The 1,873-nt window shown below is 67.5% G+C and carries 5 protein-coding genes; 1 reads left to right on the plus strand and 4 read right to left on the minus strand.

What is annotated here, in order from left to right; translation table 11 throughout:
* Window positions 1–87: 87 nt before the first annotated feature.
* Genes L288_RS38790 through L288_RS38800 form a run of 3 tightly spaced genes read right to left on the minus strand, consistent with a single transcriptional unit; the run spans window position 88 to window position 1,006 of the window.
* Window positions 88–282 (minus strand): phage tail assembly chaperone, encoded by a 195-nt coding sequence (locus tag L288_RS38790; protein ID WP_021239544.1) that lies wholly within the window; start codon window positions 280–282, stop codon window positions 88–90.
* Window positions 279–602, minus strand: coding sequence for a gene transfer agent family protein (locus L288_RS38795; protein ID WP_021239545.1), 324 nt, complete (start codon window positions 600–602; stop codon window positions 279–281). The genes L288_RS38790 and L288_RS38795 overlap by 4 nt, the downstream gene beginning before the upstream one ends.
* Window positions 599–1,006, minus strand: a complete 408-nt coding sequence (locus L288_RS38800; RefSeq protein WP_021239546.1) for a phage tail tube protein — start codon at window positions 1,004–1,006, stop codon at window positions 599–601. Before L288_RS38800 ends, L288_RS38795 begins: the two co-directional genes overlap by 4 nt.
* A gap of 55 nt (window positions 1,007–1,061) precedes the next feature.
* Between L288_RS38800 and L288_RS38805 the strand changes: the two genes are divergently transcribed.
* Window positions 1,062–1,385, plus strand: coding sequence for a hypothetical protein (locus L288_RS38805; protein ID WP_021239547.1), 324 nt, complete (start codon window positions 1,062–1,064; stop codon window positions 1,383–1,385).
* Here the strand turns inward: L288_RS38805 and L288_RS38810 are convergent.
* Window positions 1,371–1,873: DUF3168 domain-containing protein (locus L288_RS38810; protein WP_330216951.1), on the minus strand; the 503-nt coding region annotated here is incomplete at its 5' end. The two genes, L288_RS38805 and L288_RS38810, sit on opposite strands and share 15 nt — an antisense overlap.

Consider the following 1,873-nt stretch of genomic DNA (forward strand, 5'->3'; position numbering starts at 1 on the left):
GGGGGAAGGCCTGCCCCTCCCCAACCCACCTCCGTTCGTTTCGAGCGAAGCCGGGAACATGCCCGCCACCCCCGGAACAAGCAGGGGTCAATCCGGCATCATCGCCTTCAACCGCTCCAGTTCCCCCGCATCCATCGCGGCCTCGGCCTCATCCTCCCCCCGCGCCGCGCGCAGCACCGCCTCCAGCTCCACCGGCGTCGAGCGCCAGAACTCGTCCGGCCGCCAGCCCAGCAGCCATCCCGCGACGCCCGCCAGCCGCGCCGCTGTTTTGAAGAAACTCATCGTCCCCCCAAAATCTGCCTGAGTATCCCGCGCAGCACCGGCGACAGCTTCGCCAGCCCCATCTCGACGATCGCCTCGCCCAGCCTTTCGCGCGTCAGCCCTTGCGGCGGGTCGGCGAGGCAGTGCCAGAACAGCGCCGCCATGTCGGACAGCGACAGCCTGCCGTCCGCGGCCCTGTCCACCAGTTCGAACAGCGGCCCCAGCTCCTCTTCCGCCGCCACCAGCGCGGCAAAGCTCGGCCGCAGCCTCACCGTCTCGCCCGCCAGTTCCAGCGCGGCCTCGCCCCTCGCGCCATTGGGCACAGGATTGGGGCCGCTCATTCCGACACCACCGGGCCGGAGCTTTCCAGGCTCAGCGCATAGTTGCGCTCGCCATTATAATCCCCGGCATAGTCGAGACGCGTCACCAGAAAGCGGCCGCGCATCCGCTCGCCGCTTTCGAAGCTCAGTTCATAATGTTCGATGGTGCCGGACAGCGCATGGTTGCGGATGCGCACCTCGGCCGCCGATCCGGTGAAGATTCCCGCCGCCGACACGCTGACCGACCGCACCCCCGCGCCGGACAGCAGTTCGCGCCACCCGCCGGAATCCTTGCTGGTGACGTTCACCGCCTCGCCATTCACCGATAGCTGCGTGGTGCGCATCCCCGCCACCGTCGCATAAGCGGGCGGGCTGCCGCCATCGCCCACCTTCAATAGAAATGCGCTTCCTTTTTCTACGCCCATGGAGCATTCTCCTGTAAGATAAACCGTGTAAGATTCGCGATTGAGAGAGGTTCGAATGCTTGGCGCACTTCCCCTCATCATGCTGCTGGCGGCACCCCAATCGGGCGACGCCGTGGGCGCTGGCCGCAAGGCGTTCTCGCAATGCCTGTCCGCCCAGATTCAGCCCGCGCTCGACCAGAAGATGACGCTTGGATCCTTCCAGTCAGCGCTGAAGGCAAAGTGCGGCGACAAGGAAGCCGCCTTCCGCGCCGCCGTCGTCGCCGATGACAAGGCCAGCGGCATGTCCGACAAGGACGCGCAGTCCGATGCGGACGATCAGGTCGCCGAATATGTCGACAAGATCACCAGCGAGTTCGAAGATTATTCAAACGGCGGCTGACGCCACCCGCACCCGGTAGTCGGCAATGGCGCGCCAGCCATCGCCATCCCGCGCGCCCGTCCGCATCAATCGCGACCGGATCAGCCGCGCGCCGGCCACCCGCCATTCTTCACCCGCCATATCCAGCGCCTGCATGACAGCCTCGACCCGCGCCAGCATCCCCGCGATCCGATCCGTCCTGTCCCCGGCGTCGAACAGGCTGACGGTCAGCCGCACCTCGCGCCCGTCCACCCCCTTCGCGCCCCAATCGCTGGCGATGCACTCCCCCATCACCGCATAGGGCGGGGCAGCGCGCCCCGGCTGCCCGTCATACAGGCCGTTCAGCACGTCCATCAGCCCGGCATCCGCTCTCAGGGCGTCGATCACCGCCGCCCGCACCCTCACTTCCGCGCTCATCCCCGTCCCCTCCCCGCCTCGCGCAAGCCAAGGCTGTTCATCCAGCGGCGCATGAGCGCAGGCCCGCTCAACCGCACCGTCTCGCCCTCGAT

This window comes from Sphingobium quisquiliarum P25 (assembly GCF_000445065.1).
GTDB classification, from domain to species: Bacteria; Pseudomonadota; Alphaproteobacteria; order Sphingomonadales; family Sphingomonadaceae; genus Sphingobium; species Sphingobium quisquiliarum.

What these genes read in the sequence shown, in the direction of transcription:
- L288_RS38800 (WP_021239546.1), bottom strand. Translation starts at nt 1,006, where the DNA reads ATGGGCGTAGAAAAAGGAAGCGCATTTCTATTGAAGGTGGGCGATGGC.
- L288_RS38805 (WP_021239547.1), top strand. Translation starts at nt 1,062, where the DNA reads ATGCTTGGCGCACTTCCCCTCATCATGCTGCTGGCGGCACCCCAATCG.
- L288_RS38790 (WP_021239544.1), bottom strand. Translation starts at nt 282, where the DNA reads ATGAGTTTCTTCAAAACAGCGGCGCGGCTGGCGGGCGTCGCGGGATGG.
- L288_RS38795 (WP_021239545.1), bottom strand. Translation starts at nt 602, where the DNA reads ATGAGCGGCCCCAATCCTGTGCCCAATGGCGCGAGGGGCGAGGCCGCG.